Origin of the sequence: Barnesiella viscericola DSM 18177, from assembly GCF_000512915.1 — a bacterium.
GTDB lineage: Bacteria > Bacteroidota > Bacteroidia > Bacteroidales > Barnesiellaceae > Barnesiella > Barnesiella viscericola.
In genome coordinates this window covers 1,160,508-1,181,174 of sequence record NZ_CP007034.1, presented here as the reverse complement: position 1 = coordinate 1,181,174, position 20,667 = coordinate 1,160,508, and the positions used below count along the sequence as shown (strand labels likewise).

Below are 20,667 nucleotides of genomic sequence, written 5' to 3'. Positions count from 1 at the left end.
TATATTTATTTACAAGCGAGGGAAAAGGATTGAAGCCTTTTCCCTCGCTTTTTTTAAGAGGAGATTGGGTAAATTCTTTCTTGTTTTTTGTCTATTGTAATGTTAAGAGAATATGACCTATTAAAATTATACTAATGAGAACAATGCATTACGAAAGTCTCGTCTCTCTTTGTTTGATTTCTTCTATTCCGTCAATGGAGATATCCGCAACTGAATTCCGACAGAGACATAGCGAGGATATGGATAGACCCAATATCGTTTGGTTTCTCGTGGAAGATTTATCCCCCCATTATTTATCTTTATATAATGAGGGAAAAGGTGCTGATACCCCTAATGTGAGATGGCTTGCACAGAATGGAATTATCTATACCAATGCATATAGTAATGCTCCTGTGAGTTCGGCCGCACGTACTACATTGATTACAGGCTGTTATGCACCTAGATTTGCAGGAAGTTTTCATCGAAAGTTGGAGAGTGTGCCTTTGCCCGATGGACTGAGAATGTTTCCATCGTATCTCAGGGATAAGGGGTATTATACCTGCAATGCTTCAAAAACCGATTATAATGTAAAATTAGATGAGACTGCATGGAATGAGATAAAGGGACCAATGGATTTGTGGCGAAATAGGCCCAACAAGGATCAACCCTTCTTTTTCCAACGAAACAACGGAGATACCCATGAATCTTGTTTGCAGTTTAACAAGGAAACATATCGGACTGTAACACCTCGACACAGTACAGATTCAGTATTTTTGCACCCGACACTACCTGATACAGATTTGATGCGGTACACATATGCTACCTTTTATGACCGGATTGAAGATGCCGATAAGGAATTGGGTTCTCTTATTGATATGTTGCGGGCTGATGATGTCTTGGACAATACAATTATCTTCTGGTTTGGAGATAATGGAGGTTCTCTTCCCGGGACAAAAGGATATACTGATGATATAGGTATTCATGTGCCGTTGGTTGTGTATGTTCCTGAAAGATGGAGAGAAAAGTTGAACGTGAAGGCAGGATCGATTGTAAAAGACATCGTTTCGTTTATGGATTTTGGTCCTACGGTTCTTAATTTGGCGGGAGTTGAAATTCCGAAACAGATGGATGGAAAACCTTTTTTAGGAAAATCTCGGATTGAAAAGGAGGATTTTACGGTTGGATATGGAGACCGGTTTGATGAACTGTATGCTTTTAACCGGGTATTGAGGAAGGGAAAATTCAGATATGCCCGGAATTTTCAACCCTATCATTCACAATCCCTTTTTGCATTTTATCGATATAAGCAATTGGCATTTAGAGAATGGAAGGATCTGTATCGGGAGAATGGCCTGAATGAAATTCAACAATCTTTTTTCAAGCCCTTTGAGGTTGAAGAGTTGTATGATTTGGAACAGGACCCTTTTGAGAAAAACAATCTTGCCAATAATCCCCAGTATAAGAAGATTTTGGAGAGTTTAAGAAGACAGTTATGTAAGTATCTGGTTGAGAAGAACGACTTGGGCTTTTTCCCGGAAACAGTTATTTTGGAGGAGGCAATGGATAATCCGGCTGGTTGGGGACGGGAAAATAAAAAACGAATAGGCCGTTTTATTGATTTAGCCCAAATGCAGATTGCTGTTCCCTCGGAAGACGTACAAGATGAGTTGCTTAGCGGATTAAGATCGGAGGATCCAGTAGAACGTTGGTGGGCACTTACCACATGTTCCTATTGGGGACAGCGGGCAATAAATCTGAAACCGGAAGTATTGCCTTTGCTTGACGATGAGCGAAGTTTTGTACGGTCCCGGGCATTGGTTTTCTTGTCATTGACAGGTGAAAGGTTCTCAAAATCAGATGTTATGGCGATTCTTGACAATGTGAGAACAGGATCGGAGACCTTGTTGATCTTGAATGATTTGACTTATTTGTACGAGAGTGGACTGATTGAACCTTTTGAACTTTCAGGAGAAGAGTTGAAAATGAAGTGTTCGGGTGTTGCCTGGCGTTTACAATATCTGAATAGTTATGTTAGAGCTGTCGATTGGAATGATCGGTGGGAAGTGATTTACAAAAAAAAGTAATTTGTATCTGATTGAAGTAAAAGAGTATAATTGTTATCATAGATGTAGCCATGGGTATGAATAAAAATTTTATAGGATTGTTTATCGCTTCGGGTCTGGCTGTAAATGTAAATCTGTACGGGCAGCCTCAGGAGGAATCCCTCCCCAATATCGTTTTTGTTTTAGCCGATGATATGGGAATTGGCGATTTGGGGTGTTATGGACAGACAAAGATAAAAACTCCCAATATAGATAAACTGGCGGAACGCGGAATATTATTTACTCATCATTATAGTGGGTCGACTGTGAGCGCACCATCGCGGTGTTGCTTGATGACGGGAAAACATACAGGGCATGCTTATGTGCGTGGAAATAAAGGTATGAAAACTGCCGATGGTGTTTTTGATTTAGCGTTGCCGGTTGAAGAAATGACCGTAGCTGAACTATTGAAAAGTAAAGGGTATAAAACCATGTGTGTAGGGAAATGGGGCTTGGGAGGTCCGAATACTGAGGGGAGTCCTATTCGAAAGGGGTTTGATTACTTTTTTGGTTATTTGAGTCAGTCTGCGGCTCATCGGTATTATCCGGAGTTTTTGTATGAGAATGAAGAGAAGGTTATGTTAGGCGGAGAAGTTTACAGCCATTTCCTGATTATGGAAAAGGGTCTCAAATTTATAAAGGAGAATAGTACATCTCCGTTTTTTGCTTATTTCGCGATAACTCCACCACATGCCGATCTGGATTATCCCGATCTTAGTCAATACGAAGATTCTTTCCCGGAGACTCCGTATATCAATAATAGTAACAGGGGGTTCAAGACACAGCTAAAACCCAAAGCTGCTTATGCTGCAATGGTTAGTGAAATCGATAAAAATGTGGGGCAGATTATTACTCTATTAAAAGAAGAGGGGGTATGGGAAAATACGATTTTTATATTTTCTTCAGATAATGGAGTGCATCGAGTAGGCGGTCATGACCCTGATTTTTTTGATTCAAATGGACCATTTAGAGGATATAAGAGAGATCTTTATGAAGGAGGAGTCCGAGTACCGTTTATTGTGAACTGGCCGGCTGTGATTAAGGAGCGGCGTGTAACCGATAACATTTCTACATTTTGGGATTTCCTCCCTACTGTAGCCGATATTGTAGGTGTAGAGGTACCGGAGAATATCGATGGCCTATCTTATCTCCCTGTATTGCAAGGTGAGGATTGTAAGGCAAGGCAACATGAGTATATTTATTATGAGTTTTATGAGCAGGGAGGAAAGCAATCCATTCTGAAAGATGGTTGGAAACTGGTCAAGTTGAATATGGCTAACCCTGAAAAGATGGTTCAAGAATTGTATAATCTGAATAGTGACCCCGGGGAAACGAATAATGTAATAAATCTCTATCCGGATAAAGCCGAGGAATTAAATGAACTGACTACTAAGGCTAGAACTCCAAGCATACATTTCAGATGGGAGCAAAAGCCTAAGAAGAAAAAATAATCATCATCATTCTGACTTTATAAGGGAATAGGGGTGAATCAGTATTCTCTTGCATATGGTTGAACCTTGTTACTCGGTCATCTCCCTGTAGATGTCGAGGTATTGTCGGGCGGCGTGGGCCCAGGAAAATTGGAGGGCATGGGCCTTGATGGCTTCGGCCCTCTCCTGTTCATGGCGGTAATAGTCGTCGAGGCCCTGCCGGAACTCCTCTTGCATGAGGGGACGGTTGAAATCGGTATTGAAATAGTAGGCCTGTTCGCCTCCGATTTCGGGCAGGCAGGTGTGACGCGACAGAAATACGGGTTTGCCATAGGCCATTGCTTCGATGACCGGCAATCCGAACCCTTCGGCTATCGAGGGGAAGACAAAGGCTTTGCAGTACTTGAAATACCAGTGTTTCACGCTTTCGTCGATGGGACCTACTATTTTGACTCGCTCTTCGACGCCGTACCGGCGGGCTTCGTCGAGTATGACATCGACATAGGACGACGGGTTACCGGCGATAATCAGTTCCAAATCGTTGCCTTGTAGCAGGCAGGGGAGTACGTGGAAATTCTTTTTGGGCAGGACGGTGGCCACCGAAAAGATGAAGTCGCCGGCGGGACGGATTGCGGGAGGGCATATCTCGCCCCGGTAGAGGTTGCAACCGTTGTATATCACGTCGATTCTCTTGTCGCCTACGTCGGTGTGGGCGATGAGGTCGTCTTTGGTAAACTCCGAGATGGCTACGATTCGGTCGGCCCGGTCGACCAGTTTTTGCAACTTGGCCATGTATTTCTGTTGTTTGTGGTCACTCTTCTCGTAGAGGAAATTCAGGTCGTGAACGGTGAGGAGCACTTTCCCGTTGCAGGGTACGTAGTGGGCTAGCTGGAAGGTGGTGTGCCACAGTTGGCATTTGGCAGGGCTCACGACTGCGATTTTGTCGAGCAAACATTTCTTCTTGTAATAGAACGATTCCCCCCACCGGCCTTTGTATCGGCCGGGTACGTAGAATCCCAAGTCGAACTCTCCGTGGTTCTCGTTGATGAGGGAGCGGACAAGCATGTCGCAGAAGAAGAACAGCCCGGTATTGGGGTATTTCATTTTTTCGCAATCGATGATAATCATGGCCGTTGTTATTAATGCTTGCTACAAAAATAGCATTTATGAATTGCCCCGGCAAATAATTGAGGGTGTAGACTAAAATTTGGTGACAGAGTTGCCGTTACTTGAACTTTTTGGGCTATTTTTGTCCCCCGAATATGAATACCCGCATTGCCTTTTTTCATGAACGTTTCCCGTTGGGTGGCGCCGAGCGTGTCACACTGGACCTGTGTGAGTATCTGTTGACCAGGGGATATACCATTTTCTTGTTTACCCGGGAGTATCATGCCGAGAAACTGCCGGTCGACTCGTCGTTTAACAATCGTGTCGAGGCTCTTGTCCTGCCTGATTCTTCCGACTCCAACAGCCGTGCCAATGCCCGGTTTATTGCCGAGAAGGCCCGGGAACTGAATATCGAGGTGCTCATTATCCAAGCCTATGTCTTGGAGTCGATTCCCGAGATAAGGGCTCTTAACGAGATGCTGAAAGTCGTCTACTGCAACCACGGTATGCCTTTTTGGGAAATTCGGGACAAGATTGCCCGGAAAAAGGGGAATGTCAAAGTGTCGTTGTCGAAGGCATTACAATATTATCTGATAGACATTCACAAGGTCTATACCTTCAAGACCTATTACAAGCGGTTTTACCGGGCTTATAAGAAACTCTACGACGAGGTCGATGCCTATGTCACGCTTTGCGAGGGTTACTCGGAGTTGATTCGGGAGAAGTTGCATCTGAAAGATGCACACAAGTTGTTTGCCATCAGCAACTCGGAGAAGCCGGTGCGCGACCTCGTACTCGACAAGCAGCGTGTCGTGTTGTTTGTAGGGCGGCTGTCATATGCCGATAAGCGGGTCGACCGGCTGCTCGATGTGTGGCATCTCTTGAAGGGGCAGACCGCCGGGTGGCGGTTGATTATCGTAGGTGAAGGAGTCGAAAAGAAAAACTTGGAGGCGCAGGCCCGCCGGTTGGAACTGGATAATGTCGAGTTTGCCGGGTTCAGTAATCACCCCAAATGCTACTACGATATGGCTTCGATTCTGTGCATGACCTCTTCGTTCGAGGGGTGGGGACTGGTCTTGACCGAGGCGCAGGCCAACGGGGTGGTGCCCATTGCATTCGGTTGTTCCGACGGCGTCAAGTCGATACTCTCGCCCAGTGGCGTCAACGGCGTGGTGGTAGAACCTTTTGATTTGGAGGCCTATGCCCGGGAGCTCCTGTCGTTGATGAACGATGACGCGCGGCGCAAGCAGATGCAACGGCAGGTAATCGAGAAATCGAAATCCTATTCGCCCGAGGTGGTCGGCAAGGAGTGGATTGCCTTGCTGAATCAACTCGAACGGCAATCGTAAAATTCACTCTACATAAATGAGAAAGTCGCTCCAATAGGAGGCGGCCCTGTAACTCTTTTGCGCACGTTCCGAGGGGACGAACACCCGGCAGGCCAAGTGGTTGACGTTGCGGAAGGTCTCGGCCTCGATTTGCGGAGGTGTGCTGTTTTTGCTGTGAATCTCGGTCAGACTTTTGCAGCCGTCGAAGGCATGGTCGGCGATGGCCGTCAGTTGGCTGTGCAGGGTGATGGTCGTGAGGCTTTTGCAGCCTGCAAAGGTGTAGTAGTCGATTTCGGTCAAGGAGGTGGGCCAGTCGATTTCGGTCAGTTCGATGCAGTCTTGAAAGGCACTGATCCCCACCTTTTTTACGGTCGAGGGTATGTGTATGGCCTGCAACCGGTCACACCCGGCAAACGCCTGGTATCCGATGGACCTTACGGTCGAAGGTATTGCGATTGAAGCCAGCGAGCGGCATTGCGAGAAGGTGCCGTCGGCTATGCGGGAGAGACCCGAAGGGAGTGTTATTTCGTGCAGGCTGATGCAACCCGAAAAGGCCTGTTTGTCGATGCGTAGCAGCGAAGCGGGCGGGTCGATGTCGTGCAGATTTTTGCACCCGGCAAAAGCATAGGAGCCGATGACAATGAGGTGACGGGGCAATTGTACTGTTTGCAGCTCTTCGCACCACCGGAATGCCGAGGAGCCGATGGAGTCGAGCGTCGAGGGGAGCAGAACCTCTTCGAGCGCCTCGTGGTTGGCAAAGGCATTCTCGGGTAGAAAATTGTCGGGTAGCGACACGGCACTTAAATCGAGGTAGCGTAACTCGGGCATTTGCCCGATGTAGGCGATGTCGGTACGATCGAGAGACCCTGCGATGGTGAGTTCGGTGATGAAGGGACGGCGGTCGGGGGTGATGATCTCGTCGAGTGTTCCCGGCTCGGTAACCGATACCGGCAAGTCGTTGCCTGGTTCCTCCTCTTGGCGCGAGCAGGCCGTTACCGCCAGAAGCAGCAAGGCTGCGACGGCGATGATGCAACGGGAAAGCGGGTGGTGCAGCATGGAGCCGGGGTTGGATTGGGTGGTTTATTCTTCGGGCGTCTCGTCGTCTGTTTCGTCGTCGGCCTCTTGCCCTTGCAGTTCGCACATCTCTCGGTATTCGTTCCACTCGGGGTCCTTCTCGGTGTAGATGGAGAGAGGCAGGGTCTCGAACGGGGCAAGAGCCTCGTTGAGCATGCGGCCGAATGCCGGTACATTGCGGGTGTAGAATACCCAGGTGCGTTCGCCGTCGCCCGTGTAGATGCCGGTGAAGATGGCCAGCTTGTCCTTCTCCATGGCCCGTTTTAGAGCAGTTTGGGTTTCTTCCATGAGTTCGGCGGTCGCTTCGTGGGGCATGCCTTTGCTGTCGGGTTCGTATTTCCAGGTGATTTCGACCCGCTCCTTGAACTTGCCCGATTGAATGAAGGGTTCGATTTCGGTACGTCCCGAAACGATAATCATGTGGTCGTTCTCTTCGGCTTCGGCGACAGCCGAGAACCATGCGTCTCCTAATTTCATGCGGCTGGAATTTTGTGTGTTTCTTGGACAAATGTAACGATAAAAGTGAAAACGAGGAAATTTATCGTCGGTTTGTAGACTGGCGGGGGCGGGAATATTGTTGTTTTCTGTTTGACTCTCACATAGCTTTGTTTATCTTTGTACGTAGATAAGGATTTGATATGAAACGCCTGGCCTGTTATTTCTGTTTGATTGTCTTGTCGATGATGACTGTTTCGTGCGACAAGATTTTTGGAGAGGATCTGACCGATCTGATTTTCGATTACGGAGTGATCGAGGTCCCCGACAAGGCTTTGTTTATCGGGAACTCCCTGTTGCTGGGTAACGGGACCTTCGGCATGAATGCCACCGACTCGCTGCACGATTATCATGCCCTTATACAAGCGCGGTTTCTGGCGGCCAATCCGGCATATACCGATGTGAAGCTGTCGGGGATAGCGTTTGAAGGCTGCGAGAATCACGATCAGCAACTGAACTGGCTGGAAAATACCTTGCGACCGCAGCTGAGTGCCGACCTGGATCTGGTTGTGATACAGATTGGCGATAACGTGAATACCTCGAAGAGGCGGTCGGCCTTTGAACAGGGGGCCAAGGAGTTGATTGCGACCATCAGGGAGGCCTCACCGAATGCTCATGTTGTGTGGCTTTATGGCTGGTATGTGTCGAGCAATGTTACGAAATCGATTAAAAATGCGTGCAAGCAGTATACTGTGAATCTGATTGCGATAAACGATATTCATGAAACGGAGAACGAGAGCTCGATAGCAACGGTTGTCACCCGGACGGCACCGACCTCTCAAGCGTTGAAGTATACCCGTTATACCGTGTTACCCGACGGCCGGCTGCAAATAGACTTTGCGGTGGAGGGGAAGATCTATACCGCGGCGGTGCGGGCGACGAGTTATGACGATAATCCCGGAGCGAAGACCCTGACGTGGCAGGGATATGAAACGATAACAACCGATTGGCATGTGGCATCGCACCCCGGGAACAGTGGGTTTGCCCAGATTGCCCGGCATTTTTTTGAGATGGTGAATATCACCTGGGAGTGAATGTGATTTGAAAATATAGCATAATAGCATAGTGACGATTATGACAGGAATGTGGATAGGTATACTGGTGGCGTTGTGTGTAGCCGCCGTGGTATTTTTTTTCGTGTATGATTCGCGCCGCAAGGCGTGGCAACAGACGTTGGTCGAACGCGAGCGCGAGGTGGCCGACTTGAAGGTGCGCAACGGCGTGTTGGAGGCGCAGGTGAACAGTTGCACCTCGCGGCTGGCCGAGGTGCAGGCGCAACTCGACTTCTCGACCCGTGAGCGGGAAAAGCTCAATCGCGAGAAGGGCGACTTGCAGGCCCGCAACCAGGTGCTTGCCGAGAATATGGAGGTGCAGAAGCAGGAGGTGCAGCGGGTGCGCCAGGAGATGAACAACGAGTTCAAGGTACTGGCCAACGAGATTTTGCAGGAGAAGTCGAAGAGCTTCTCGGAGATGAACCGGGAGCGGCTGGCCGAGGTGCTGAATCCGCTGAAAGAGCGTCTTGAAGGATTCAAGAAGACTGTGGAGGAGACCTACAACAGCGAGGCCCGTGAGCGGTTCTCGCTGAAAGAGCAGATCAAGGAGCTGGTCGAGCGGAGCGAGACGATAGGCGTGGAGGCCAAGCAGTTGACCCAGGCCTTGCGGGGCGACTCGAAGATTCAGGGCGACTGGGGCGAGATGATATTGGAGAGTATCCTCGAAAAGTCGGGGCTGGAAAAGGATCGCGAGTACTTCATTCAGGAGACCTTGCGCGACGAGGAGGGGCGCACGATACAGAGTGCCGACGGGCATAAGATGCGTCCCGATGTGATTATCCGTTATCCCGGAGGCGAGAACCACCAGATGGTCATCGACTCGAAGGTGTCGCTTACGGCTTATGTCAACTATGTGAATGCCGAGACGCCCGAGGAGGCGGCCGCAGCCTTGAAGCAGCATTTGGCTTCGGTCAAGAAGCATATTGACGAACTGGCGGGCAAGAGCTACCAGGACTATGTGGGCAAGGGCGACCATGTGATGATGTTCGTGCCCAACGAGGCGGCCTATCTGGCCGCCATGCAGGCCGACCACGCCTTGTGGCAGTATGCCTATGACCGGAAGGTACTGCTGTTGAGCCCGACCAACCTGATTGCGGCCCTGAAACTGGTGGCCGACTTGTGGCAGCGCGACAAGCAGACCCGGAATGCCATCGATATTGCCGAGGAGGGAGGCAAACTCTACGACAAGTTTGCCGGCTTCGTGGACGATATGGAGAAGATCGGGAAGGCCTTGGGAACGGCCAATACCACCTATGGCGAAGCGATGAAGAAGCTGAAAACCGGTACGGGCAACCTGATAGGCCGGGTCGAGAAACTCAAAGGCATGGGGGTGAAAGCCAAGAAGAATCTGCCGACGACGACGGCCGACAACGAGTCGGCCGGTTGAACCGGTTGCTCGGTTGGGACGGTACGCACCGTTACAGATGCCGGTCGCGCTTCTCTTTCAGGTAGAGCTGGTAGCTGTTGATGCTGTTTTGCCAGATGATGTACGAGGCCGGGCCTATCGAGGTGATGGGAGCCAGATAGGTGAGCGCCATCCAGATGGCCAGCACGGTGTTTTTCTGTCCCAGGCCTTGGGCACCCGAAATCTTGTCGCCATATCTTCCACCGATTTTACGGCCCAGGTAGAACTGACCGACGCAAGCTACAAGCGAAAGCAGTGCGATGGCAATCTCGAAGGGCACCGATTCCCACCCCTGTTCGATAATAAAGGTGACCGCCTTGCCTACCACGAGGAAGAGCGACACGGCCCACATGTAGAACGAGAGGGCTTGCCGGTTTTTCAACGTGTGGTGTATGCGGGGGAAGAACTTTTGTAAGAGGAGGGCGACCACCAGCGGCAGGATAAGCAGCGGCAGCACTTTGCTGCAAATAATCAGGAACGAGTCGATAAACGAGATTTCGGCGTGTATTCCCATGAACGAGAAGATGACGGGCGAGAGCAGGGCCACGGCCATGTTGCTCATGAGGCTGTACGATACCAGCGTGGAGACACTGCCACCCAGCATGCCCGTGATGACGGGTGCGGCGGTTGCCGTGGGGCAGAAGAGGCAGATGAAGGTCCCCTCGGCAATGATGGGGTCCCAAAAGTAGAGGGCACCGAATACCACGAGTCCACCCACAATCTGAATGGCAAGTAGCCCGATATGCAGCGGTCGGATATTGAGTTCCTTGATGGAGATTTTGCAGTAGGTAACCAGCAGCATGGCAAAGATGAGAATGGGTGCCAGCACCGTAGCCCAGTGAGCTGTAGGTTGGGGAAAGAAATAGCCTGCCACACTCCCGGCAATCATGGCTGTGGGCAGCATGTAGGTTTTTGCTTTTTGTGTCATGTGCAATACCTGTTTGAAAATCGTTGCAAAGTAATGCCAAATGAACGACAAACGCAATGTTTTTGTTTGAAAAGAGTTTAATGGGCGAGGTATGCATACAAGAAGAGCCGCAGCGACGCTGCGGCTCTTTGTGTTTATGGGGCGAATGGTTGATTCTGTTGGTTTGGTTTATTGTACCTCCTTGGCCAGGTAGATGAGGGTGGGGAAGTGGTCGCTGTAACCGTTCAGATAGGCACCGGCGGCGTGGGTGCGCAGCGGGTAGCCTTTGTATTTGCCCTCTTTCTGTTTGAGGAAGTCGCGATTGAATACCTCGGAGCGCACATATTTCAAGGTCGAGCGGTCTTTGCCCACGAGGTTGGCCGAAATGATAATCTGGTCGAAGAGGTTCCAGGCACCGTTGTAGGCCAGGGTGCCGATACCCCGGTCGTACATCTCCCACATGGTGTTGAAGAATCCGCCGGGTTGAACTTCCTGTTGTTTCTTCTTGGCCCCCAGCACCACTTTGCAACTGTTGTTGTTGGGGTCGTCGTTGAGGTCGCCCATGATGATGACCTTCGAGTCGGGGTCGGCAGCCAGCAGCGAGTCGGCCAGGTGTTTGGTCAAGGCGGCGGCAGCTTCGCGTTTGGGGCTCGATTGCTTCTCCCCACCCAGTCGCGAAGGCCAGTGGTTTACGATGAAGTGTACGCGCTCGCCGGCCAGACGACCCGATACGACCAGCTGGTCGCGGGTGCGCAGCGTGGGAAACTCTTCGCTGTGGAGCCGGGCACTGCTGCTCGACTCGACCGTGAACTGGTCCTTGTCATAGATGAGACCCACGTCGATACCCCGGGCGTCGGGCGAGTTGTAGTGCACGATGCCGTAGTTGCGTTGGGCCAGTTTCCCCGTTTTGATGAGGTCTTCCAGCACCTGACGGTTCTCCACCTCCGACACGCCGATCACGGCCGGGCCGTTTTTCAGTTTGAAAGGGCTGGTATTGTCGGTGGCAAAGTTGCTGATGGCATAGGCCAGGTTGTTGAGCTTGTTGCGGTATTTGAGCCCGCCCCAACGATAGGAGCCCGAGGGGGTAAACTCCTCGTCGTTGGTACTCGGGTCGTTGATGGTGTCGAACAGGTTTTCGAGGTTGTAGAAGGCTACGGCGTATATGGCATAGTGTTTCTTTTGGGTTTGCGCCTGCGAAACGGTAGAGCCGAGCAGGAATACGGCCAGTAGCAACAGTCCTATTTTTTTCATAGCTTGTGTGGAATTTTGTTTTTGAATATTCAATTCGATTAATGGGCTGCAAGATAGTTTAATTTGGGAAATCGACGAAATTTTTGGGAATAAATCTCTGCTACAAATGTGCATGAAGGAGCGGTGGTGAAGGCGTGATTCTCGGTGAATATCCTTTTGTAGTGTTGATAGTGAGCTGATTACGATATTTCGATTTAAAAATGAAATCAGAAGTCGGGTGTCTCGATTATAGTTGAATAGATGGAATAGAGGAGACTGGCGTATTTGACAGAGTGTCAGATTTAAGCGGTTGAAATTTAGGATATTGGACTTTTTGCTTGCAATTTGTTCTATCCGAGGGGCGAAAAGGGATTACAATTTAACATGTTTGTAACACAATATTCCTCCCGTAGATATTTGCTGAATGAAAAATAATCTTTTAATTTGCAAATTCCTTTCCCTCTTTCAATTTTATGGGTGGAAACAGGGCTTGAAAGTGAAACACAGTATATAATTAAACCTTTTGATGTAATGAATCGTAAACTATGGTTATTGATGGCACTGCTTCTCTGGATACCGGCTCTGGTTCAGGCGGCGATAGTGAGAGGCGTTGTTGTTGACTATGAAACAAACAGACCTGTTGCGAATGTAAAGGTGACGATAGGAAAAGCGTCGGCCGTTACAGATCTCGATGGTAAATTTGAATTGAAAAACGTGCGTGAGGGGGCCGTGTCGGTTGTCTATACGGCTGCCGATTACAAGGTTCATACACTCGACTATGATGTGTTGAAGGGAACGAATACCCTGAATCTGTCGCTTAACGAGAAACGGGTCGACGAGTCGCTCAACGAGCAGGCTCTCGAAGACAATATCTTTGAACTCGACGAGGCGATGTTCGACGAGGAGGGCAGCTCTTCATCGCAATCGGCCTCGTATCTGTCGGGGGCTGCCGATGACATCTATCTGCAAGCCGCCAGTTACTCGTACAGCCCCATGCGCTTCAACGTGCGTGGTTATGAGCAACGGGAGTCGTCGACCTATATCAACGGGCTTAATTTCAACGATTCGGAACGTGGCCGGTTCAACTATTCGAGCCTCGGTGGCTTGAACAACGCCATGCGCAACAAAGATGCCGTGAACGGACTGGAAATGCCGGGTTACGCCTTTGGTTCGCTGGGTGGAACCACCAACATCAATACCCGCGCTACCAGCTATGCCGCCGGTACCAATGTGAATGCCGCTTATACCAACCGGGCCTACAAGTTGCGCGGTCAGGCCATTCACTCGACCGGTATCATGGACAACGGCTGGGCCTTCACCGGGTCGGTTGTTTACCGCTGGGCCGACGAGGGTCGCACCGAAGGAACCTTCTACAACTCGTTCGGTTACTTCCTCGCTGCCGAGAAGGTGCTCGACAACCACCGCTTTGCATTCACCACCTTCGGTGCTCCCACCAAACGGGCACAGTCGGCTGCCGTATCGCAAGAGGTGTATGACTACCGCGGTATCTACTACAACCCCTACTGGGGCTATCAGAACGGCGAGAAACGCAACTCGCGTATCGTACACAGCTACGACCCCACCGCCATCTTCAACTGGGACTGGAAAATCGACGACCGCAGCAACCTGGCTGCCGGCGTAGGCTTCCATTACAGCATGTACAGCAACTCGGCCATCTCGTTCTACAATGCGCCCGACCCTCGTCCCGACTACTACCGCAACCTGCCCAGCTGGCAATACTATCAGTTGGGTGTAAACGGTCCCGACGATGTCTATAACGCCTACTACGGTCAGGTGAACAAGGACCTGGCCAACCAGTTGGCCGACTTGTGGCGGGCCGGTGACCCCGATATTACCCAGATCAACTGGGACGCCATGTACAGCGCCAACTATACGAACAACGTGGTGAACCCCAACGGTAGCGCCAAATATATTTTGGAGCGTCGTCACAACGACCTGATGGAGATTCCCTTGAACTTCCTCTATACCAACCAGCTGAACAGCCAACTGAAATTGACGGCCGGTATCGAGGCCAAGTATGCCAAGGGCATGCACTACAAGACGGTCGACGACCTGCTGGGCGGTAACCAGTGGATCGACATCGACCAGTTTGCCGAGCGCGATTTTACCGACAACCTCACCATCATACAAAACGATGTCGACAACCCCAACCGGGCCGTGCGCAAGGGCGATGTATTCGGTTACAACTACAACATGCATGTGATCAAGGCTTCGGCCTTTGCCCAGAACGACTGGAAACTGCCGCTGTTCGACATCTACTATGCCGCCCGGTTGTCCTACACCTCGTTCCAACGCGAAGGTTTGATGCGCAACGGTCGTGCCGAGGTTATCGGTGCTCAGTCGAAAGGCTTCGGCAAACAGCTCTACTTTGTCGATCCCAGTATCAAGGCCGGTATCGTGTACAAGATTGACGGTCACAACCGCTTGTCGTTCAATGCTCTGGCCGAGTCTCGTGCCCCGTTGGCCGGTTACTCCTATGTAGCTCCCCGTGTGAAGGATACTCAGATTAGAGGTCTGAAATCGGAGAAGGTCTTCTCGGGTGACCTTACCTACCAACTGAACACCTCGGTGGTAAAAGGTCGGGTAACGGCCTTCTATACCGAGTTCCGCGACGGTGTGGAGAGTTCGGGTTACTACCACGACGAGTTCCGTACCTATGTAAACCACACCCTCTCGGGCGTGAACAAGCGTCACATGGGTGTCGAGGCCGGTGTGAGCGTGAAACTCAACAACAGCTTCACCGTGTCGGCTGCCGGTACCTACGCCAGCTACAAGTACATTAACAACTGCTGGGGTACGATGAGTGCCGAGAACGGCATGAACCTCTTCACCGAGCAGTTGCCTGTGATTGTCGACGGCCGTGCCCCCTCGACCGACTATACCGAGCGGGTATACACCGAGGGTCTGCATGTGAGCAACGGCCCGCAACTGGCTGCCAGCATCACCATCGACTATTTCCACCCCAAGATGTGGTTTGCCGATGTGACTCTTTCCTATTTCGACAACAACTACCTCGATTTCTCTCCCTCGCGTTTCACCCACATGAACATGTATGGCGGTCGCTATCCCAACGAGGTGGGTCTTGAACAATACTACAACGGCTACCGCATTATCGGTGTCGACAAGAACGGCCAGACCTCGATGGTATGGGGATTCGATGAGAACACGGGCAAACCGGTACTGCTGCAAAACGTATCGGGGGGTAACGGTTCGGACATCGTGAAACTCTACAACCAGAAGGAGATGATCGGTTCGCAAGAGAAACTCAAAGGCGGGTTCATGCTCGACGCTTCGGTGGGTAAACTCATCTACCTCAACAACCGCAAGCAACAGCTCAACATCAACCTGAGTCTGAACAATATCCTCAACAACACCGGCATGATTACCGGCGGTTACCAACAGGGTCGTGTAAGCCGCGACAACAAGAGCGTGACCAAGGATATTCAGTCGGTCGACAAGTTCCCCAACAAATACTATTATGCCTGGGGCTTCAACATGTTCCTCAACATTGGTTTCAAATTTTAATCAAACAATTCAAGAGATACAGATATGAAACAACTGAAATATATCGGAGCCGTATTGCTCGCCTTGACGATGTTTACGGCGTGTGAAAAAGAGTTCGATGCCGTTCCCGAGGAGATTGCCACCGTTCCCGAGGGTAGCGCCGAGGCTTGGGCTCAGACGGTGACCATCAAAGAACTTATCGAGAATTTCGATACGAAAGAGGGGCTCTTCACCATCGACACCATCGATGCCGAAGAAGACATTGTGGTGCGGGGCCGCATCATCACCGACGACCGGGCCGGTAACGTGTACAAGTACTTTGTCATTCAAAGTCTCGAAGACGACCACACCTGCCTGAAAGTGTCGGTCGACGCCGGCAGTCTGTCGGGTATGCTCCCCATCGGTCAGGTAGTTGCCATTCGTTGCAACGGCCTGGTGTTGGGTCGCTACGCCGAGGCTCCCCAACTGGGTGTGCGCGGATACCGCAACGACAATAAGATACGTGAAGAGCCGGGTCGTATTCCCTACACGCTGGCCATGAAGCATATCCAGAAAATCGGTAACCCCGACCCCTCGAAAATCGTGGTCGAGGAGATGACCTTGAAACAGATTACCGAGTTGGACAAGTATGGCTATTTCAAGATTGTCAAGATTAAGAATGCCTATTTTACCGGCTACGACTCCGACGGTGAAAAACTGAACGACGTGGTAGTACCCTTCCCCACCGACGGGCAGGGGGTAGCAACCGCTTTGGCCAAATATGGGCAGAACCCCACCTTTGCTCCGGCTACCTACGACAACAACAAGAAGTATAACATCGGCTTCCCCCGTTCGCGCGAGATTGCCGATGATAGCGGCAACACGACCAGCGTGAGCATCTCGACCAGTGAATATGCTCGCTTTGCCGACCACCGTCTCCCCGTGTTCGGGTCGGACAATCGCGGCGACATTACCGCTATCGTGGGTTGGTTCAGGGACAACGCTGCATACCCCGGTTCGTGGCAGTTGACCATTCGCTCGCTCGACAATCCCTTTGCCGACCTCGAAGGTTTTGAGTTTCCCGAATAACAGCCTAAAAACATATTAACCTCAAATAATTTAAATATGAAAAAAATGAGAAAATTTGCATGGATTTTTATGGCAGCCATGACGGTTGCCGGATTCTCCGCTTGCTCGAACAGTGACGATGATGTTCTCCCTGGTATGGATGGCGGAAATGGTGGTGGAGGTACGACCACTCCGTCGGTTGTGATTACTGATACCATCTATCAGTTCAACAACATCAATGACAACTATATTCCAATTAATGACCTCTGCCCGGGTTGGACGCACGAGATTGTTTCGCCTATTGGCGACGACCGCTCTTGGCAAAGTGCTAAATTTACAAGTGACCAGACGGGTATTACCGAGAAATACATTAAAGTTACATCTTATGACAGTAGTAACGAGAACGCCGGCAAGAGCTATGACTTGTGGATGATTTCGCCTGCCTTGAATGTGAAAGATGCTGCCAACAAGGTATTCTCGTTCTACAGTGAATATGCTTTTTGGGCCGAGACGGCTTCGCTCGAGGTATATGTACTGAACGAACCTAAATCGACGGCGTCGAGCAAAGAAAAATTGGATGTTAAGATTGCCAATCCAGAGAATAGCCCTTTGGTGGATAATGCCAAAGAGAAATACAAAGGTTGGGTGGCTTCGGGTGACATCAGCCTCGAAGGCAAAGGCGACGTTGTTTACATCGGTTTCCGTTATCAGGGAGAAGGCGGAACTTCTGCTACTACCTATTGCATCGACGACTTCGCTTTCGGTCGCGCACAAGTGGAACACTATTTGGGCGAGAGCGGTGGCGATACGCCCGAGCCTACGCCCGATGTAGATTGGTCGAAAGCAATGAGTGTAGCTGATGCTCTGGCAGCTGCTGAAAATGAAATTATTTCGGTAAAGGGCTATATTGTAGGTTGCATTAAGAACAAGCCTTCAGATACTTCCTTCGCATCGTTTGCCGAGGCTCAAGCTGCCGGTGATATCGAATGGGCCGGAGCTGCTGAATTTACTGGTACTAGCCAAGTGTTTATCGCCGATGATCCCAATGAAACTGATGGTACGAAATGCATCTTGATAAGATTGAACGATAACGATGTTGCTAGGGATTTGAGAAATCAAGCTCAATTAGCAGGAAATCCCGATAGAATTGGAATGGTGATTTATGCACAAGGATCGAGATGGAAACACTATTCTCTTCCTGCTGTGACTAAACTTTCAGCTTACAAGGTAGGAGAATAATCTTTCGCAAAACATACTGTAAAGAGAGAGCCGCAGATTTGCGGCTCTCTTTTTTTGTTTTATCCCAGAGCTGGCGTGTCTTCCACCTATACTCGATGCGGGGGCCGGGAGGGTAGGGTTGCTGGTAGAGAATATTCCCTTTTAGGGTGTTTCCTGCCGGTCTTGCCGGATACTGTTTGCGGAGGGGTGACGGCCCGGTCTCCCCGACGACCGGGTAGAGGGGATAGATAAAAATTACGTAAAAACGGTGTATTGGATTAAAAATTGTTATCTTTTAGCGAGGAAAGATAAAATTTGTTTGACTGTGACGGCCGGGGTGCTTGTTTTGCCCGGAGGTTTGTGCTATCTTTGAATAGGAAAAGAGTATAAATATATCATGAATAAGATTGTAGCGAAAGAACACTTTTCGGAAAAAGTGGTGAAACTGGTGGTAGAGGCTCCTCTCATTGCCCGGGCCCGTAAGGCAGGTCACTTTGTGATTGTGCGGGTGGGCGAGAAGGGCGAGCGCATACCCCTTACGATAGCCGAGGCCGATACCCAGGCCGGTACCATCACACTGGTGGTGCAGGCGGTGGGCAAGTCGTCGGCCAAGTTGTGTGCCCTCAATCCCGGCGATTACATTACCGATGTGGTGGGGCCGTTGGGTAAGGCTACCCATATCGAGCACTTCGGCACCGTGGTGTGCTGTGGCGGCGGTGTGGGGTGCGCCCCGCTGTTGCCTATCGTCGAGGCGATGAAGGCGGCCGGCAACCGGGTGATTACGGTGCTGGCGGCACGTACGAAGGAGCTGATTATCCTCGAAGAGCAGATGCGCAAATACTCCGACGAGGTGATTGTGATGACCGATGACGGGTCGTATGGCCACAAGGGGCTGGTGACTCAGGGTGTCGAGGAGGTGATCAAGCGCGAGAAGGTGGACCTGTGTGTGACCATCGGGCCGGCCGTGATGATGAAATTTGTTGCGCTGCTGACCGAGAAATACCATATCCCCACGGTGGCCTCACTCAACACGATTATGGTCGACGGTACCGGCATGTGCGGTGCCTGCCGGATTACGGTGGGGGGGAAGACCCGTTTCGTCTGTATCGACGGGCCGGAGTTCGATGCCCATCAGGTCGATTTCGACGAGATGCTCATGCGGTTGTCGTCGTATAAAGATGTGGAATAAAAGGAGAGGAGTGTTGTTAAGACTATGAATAAGGAAGAGTTAGCGGCACAACGTGCCGAACAGTGGAGGGAGGAGCTCCGCAAAAGCAAGAAAGCCAAGGAACGTACCGATATCCCTCGGGTGAAGATGAAGGAACTCGACCCGGCCTACCGGGTGACCAACCGCGAGGAGGTGAACTGCGGTCTCACCCCCGAACAGGCGGTTTTGGAGGCTACCCGTTGCCTCGACTGTGTGGAGCCGTTGTGTATGACGGGTTGTCCGGTGGGTATCAATATCCCGAAATTTATCAAGAATATCGAGCGGGGCGACTTTCGGGAGGCCGCCCGCACGCTCAAAGAGACGAGTGCCCTGCCGGCCGTGTGCGGCCGTGTGTGCCCGCAGGAGCGCCAGTGCGAATCGAAATGCTTCTACCTGCAAAAGTTGAAGAAGGAGCCTATCGCCATCGGTTACCTCGAACGCTTTGCCGCCGATTACGAGCAGGCGTCGGGCGAGGTGGCTCTGCCCGACATGAAGCCCGACAACGGTATCAAGATTGCCGTGGTGGGTTCGGGTCCGTGTGGACTCTCGTTTGCCGGCGATATGGCCAAGCTGGGCTATCGGGTCACGGTGTTCGAGGCGCTGCACGAGATTGGCGGGGTGTTGAAATACGGTATCCCCGAGTTCCGTCTGCCCAACCGCATTGTCGATGTCGAGATTGACAGCCTCCGCCGCATGGGGGTAGAGTTCATGACCGACTGCATCGTGGGCAAGACGCTCTCGTATGACGACCTGCACGAGATGGGTTTCAAGGGCATCATGGTGGCCAGTGGTGCCGGACTACCTCGCTTCATGAATATCCCCGGCGAGAACCTCAACGGGGTGATGTCGAGCAACGAATACCTCACGCGGGTGAACCTGATGGATGCCGCCAATCCCGAGAGCGACACGCCGGTGTACAAGGGTCACCGGGTGGCTGTGATCGGTGGTGGCAACACGGCGATGGATTCGGTGCGCACGGCCCGACGGCTGGGTGCCGACCGGGCGATGATTGTCTATCGTCGCTCCGAGGCCGAGATGCCGGCCCGTCAGGAGGAGGTGCATCATGCCAAGCAGGAGGGGGTGGAGTTCCTTACGCTGCATAATCCCATCGAGTATATCGGCGACGAGCGGGGGAGGGTGCGTCAGATGAAGCTCCAGAAGATGGAGCTGGGCGAGCCCGATGCGTCGGGACGCCGTTCGCCCGTGCCCATTCCCGGTGCTATCGAGACAATCGATGTCGACGAGGTAATCGTGAGTGTGGGTGTTTCCCCCAACCCGTTGGTACCGAATGCTATCGAAGGGCTTGAAGTGACGCCGAAGGGGACAATCGTGGTGAATGCCGATACGTTGCAGTCGGCGCTGCCCGATATTTATGCCGGGGGCGATATTGTGCGGGGCGGTGCCACCGTGATTCTGGCCATGGGCGACGGCCGGCGTGCTGCCGCGGCCATGCACGAGGCTTTGCAGAAACAACAACGGAGCGCATGAGTGTGCGACCTTATGGTATAATAAGAAACGGGGAGGCTTTCAAAAGAAAGCCTCCCCGTTTGCTTTATCTGTT

General features: G+C 51.2%; 14 protein-coding genes and 1 pseudogene. 10 read left to right on the top strand and 5 right to left on the bottom strand.

Annotation, left to right across the window (positions count from 1 at the left end; genetic code table 11):
- Positions 1-239 precede the first annotated feature (239 nt).
- Entirely contained in the window at positions 240-2,063 is a 1,824-nt protein-coding gene (locus BARVI_RS04650) for a sulfatase family protein (RefSeq protein ID WP_198015992.1), read from the top strand.
- Positions 2,064-2,113: 50 nt separating this feature from the next.
- Complete coding sequence (locus BARVI_RS04645; protein WP_051401087.1) at positions 2,114-3,532, top strand: arylsulfatase; 1,419 nt, start codon at positions 2,114-2,116, stop codon at positions 3,530-3,532.
- A 69-nt stretch (positions 3,533-3,601) separates the two neighbouring features.
- Here BARVI_RS04645 and BARVI_RS04640 read toward each other — a convergent pair whose 3' ends face one another.
- Positions 3,602-4,639, bottom strand: a complete 1,038-nt coding sequence (locus BARVI_RS04640) for a glycosyltransferase family 4 protein (RefSeq protein ID WP_038534269.1) — start codon at positions 4,637-4,639, stop codon at positions 3,602-3,604.
- A 134-nt stretch (positions 4,640-4,773) separates the two neighbouring features.
- Between BARVI_RS04640 and BARVI_RS04635 the strand changes: the two genes are divergently transcribed.
- Positions 4,774-5,967, top strand: coding sequence for a glycosyltransferase (locus tag BARVI_RS04635; RefSeq protein WP_038534533.1), 1,194 nt, complete (start codon positions 4,774-4,776; stop codon positions 5,965-5,967).
- Between the two features lie 3 nt (positions 5,968-5,970).
- Here the strand turns inward: BARVI_RS04635 and BARVI_RS04630 are convergent, their stop codons facing one another.
- Complete coding sequence (locus tag BARVI_RS04630; RefSeq protein WP_025278106.1) at positions 5,971-7,002, bottom strand: leucine-rich repeat domain-containing protein; 1,032 nt, start codon at positions 7,000-7,002, stop codon at positions 5,971-5,973.
- A 24-nt stretch (positions 7,003-7,026) separates the two neighbouring features.
- Positions 7,027-7,497, bottom strand: a complete 471-nt coding sequence (locus BARVI_RS04625) for a DUF695 domain-containing protein (RefSeq protein ID WP_025278105.1) — start codon at positions 7,495-7,497, stop codon at positions 7,027-7,029.
- A 161-nt stretch (positions 7,498-7,658) separates the two neighbouring features.
- On the opposite strand from BARVI_RS04625, the gene BARVI_RS04620 reads away from it, so the two are divergent.
- Both BARVI_RS04620 and rmuC read left to right on the top strand, forming a co-directional pair.
- Positions 7,659-8,549 carry an SGNH/GDSL hydrolase family protein gene (locus BARVI_RS04620; protein ID WP_025278104.1) on the top strand — a complete coding sequence of 297 codons (891 nt, stop codon included), beginning with the start codon at positions 7,659-7,661 and terminating at the stop codon, positions 8,547-8,549.
- A 49-nt stretch (positions 8,550-8,598) separates the two neighbouring features.
- The gene (rmuC, locus tag BARVI_RS04615; RefSeq protein ID WP_232214011.1) at positions 8,599-9,954 is read left to right on the top strand and encodes a DNA recombination protein RmuC; all 1,356 of its coding nucleotides are present in this window, start codon (positions 8,599-8,601) and stop codon (positions 9,952-9,954) included.
- A gap of 31 nt (positions 9,955-9,985) precedes the next feature.
- Here the strand turns inward: rmuC and BARVI_RS04610 are convergent, their stop codons facing one another.
- Entirely contained in the window at positions 9,986-10,900 is a 915-nt protein-coding gene (locus BARVI_RS04610) for a bile acid:sodium symporter family protein (protein ID WP_025278102.1), read from the bottom strand.
- A gap of 168 nt (positions 10,901-11,068) precedes the next feature.
- The gene (locus BARVI_RS04605) at positions 11,069-12,130 is read right to left on the bottom strand and encodes an endonuclease/exonuclease/phosphatase family protein (RefSeq protein WP_025278101.1); all 1,062 of its coding nucleotides are present in this window, start codon (positions 12,128-12,130) and stop codon (positions 11,069-11,071) included.
- 534 nt (positions 12,131-12,664) lie between these two features.
- Between BARVI_RS04605 and BARVI_RS04600 the strand changes: the two genes are divergently transcribed.
- From BARVI_RS04600 to gltA, 5 genes and pseudogenes are all read left to right on the top strand, one after another.
- Positions 12,665-15,655 carry a carboxypeptidase-like regulatory domain-containing protein gene (locus tag BARVI_RS04600; protein WP_232214010.1) on the top strand — a complete coding sequence of 997 codons (2,991 nt, stop codon included), beginning with the start codon at positions 12,665-12,667 and terminating at the stop codon, positions 15,653-15,655.
- A 24-nt stretch (positions 15,656-15,679) separates the two neighbouring features.
- Complete coding sequence (locus BARVI_RS04595; RefSeq protein ID WP_025278099.1) at positions 15,680-16,702, top strand: DUF5689 domain-containing protein; 1,023 nt, start codon at positions 15,680-15,682, stop codon at positions 16,700-16,702.
- Positions 16,703-16,738: 36 nt separating this feature from the next.
- Positions 16,739-17,920 carry a DUF6359 domain-containing protein gene (locus BARVI_RS04590; RefSeq protein WP_157232537.1) on the top strand — a complete coding sequence of 394 codons (1,182 nt, stop codon included), beginning with the start codon at positions 16,739-16,741 and terminating at the stop codon, positions 17,918-17,920.
- A 376-nt stretch (positions 17,921-18,296) separates the two neighbouring features.
- Positions 18,297-19,062 (top strand): annotated as a pseudogene (locus tag BARVI_RS13510) (sulfide/dihydroorotate dehydrogenase-like FAD/NAD-binding protein); the annotation flags it as partial.
- A gap of 50 nt (positions 19,063-19,112) precedes the next feature.
- On the top strand, positions 19,113-20,594 hold the full coding sequence (gltA, locus tag BARVI_RS13505; RefSeq protein WP_025278096.1) for an NADPH-dependent glutamate synthase: 1,482 nt from the start codon (positions 19,113-19,115) through the stop codon (positions 20,592-20,594).
- The last annotated feature ends 73 nt before the right edge of the window (positions 20,595-20,667 follow it).